Source organism: Oleiphilus sp. HI0067 (assembly GCF_001635735.1).
This window is the reverse complement of record NZ_LWFI01001313.1, coordinates 1-749: the sequence shown is the minus strand read 5'-3', so window position 1 is coordinate 749 and position 749 is coordinate 1. Positions and strand designations below refer to the sequence as shown.

Annotated in this window: 1 protein-coding gene; it reads left to right on the top strand. The window is 45.3% G+C overall.

The genetic code is table 11. The annotated features are described in order from the left end of the window. On the top strand, window positions 1-749 hold a 749-nt coding region (locus A3739_RS20495; RefSeq protein ID WP_304440297.1), incomplete at both ends, for a cytochrome-c peroxidase.

Here is a 749-nt window from a genome sequence, read left to right as displayed (position 1 = left end):
GCTGCCACCATCCAGACAAGGCTTTTACAGATCCACGATCACTCAATGCCGCAAGCGCCGGCTCAATTGGAGCAAATAACACAAGTATCGGTGACCGAAATACTCCGAGTGCCGCCTATGCTAGCTTCACACCTGAATTTCATATAAATGACTCAGGTCAGTACATTGGCGGACTATTTTGGGACGGTCGTGCAAACAACCTAAAAGAGCAAGCGGCTGGCCCTCCCCTTAACCCTGATGAAATGGGGCTTCGTTCAGACGCTGAATTTTCACAACGCATCCGAGAAAATCAAAACTACCTTTCCGCGTTTTCGAAACTCTTCGGCGAACAAGTTGTTAAAGAAAACGGCAAGTTATTTGATGCAGCGATTACAGCAATCGCGAATTATGAAACAAGCACGGAGTTATCCCCATTTGACTCAAAATACGATCGGTATCTTCGGGGAGAATACCAAATGACGGCTGAAGAAGACTTAGGTATGACGCTCTTCTTCTCCCAGCAATTTACGAACTGCAATCAATGCCACCAACTTCATACCAGCAACATAGCCGCTCAAGAAACATTTACAGACTACACGCACCATAATATTGGTGTTCCAAGCAATATTGCGTTGAGAAAAATTAACGGCACTCCTCCACGAAGCCAAGATTTTGGCCTAGGCTCTACCGACAAAATAAATACAGAAAACCGTGCCAAGCTAAATGGGAAGTTTAAAGTCCCTACGCTTAGAAACGTTGCAATCACAGCA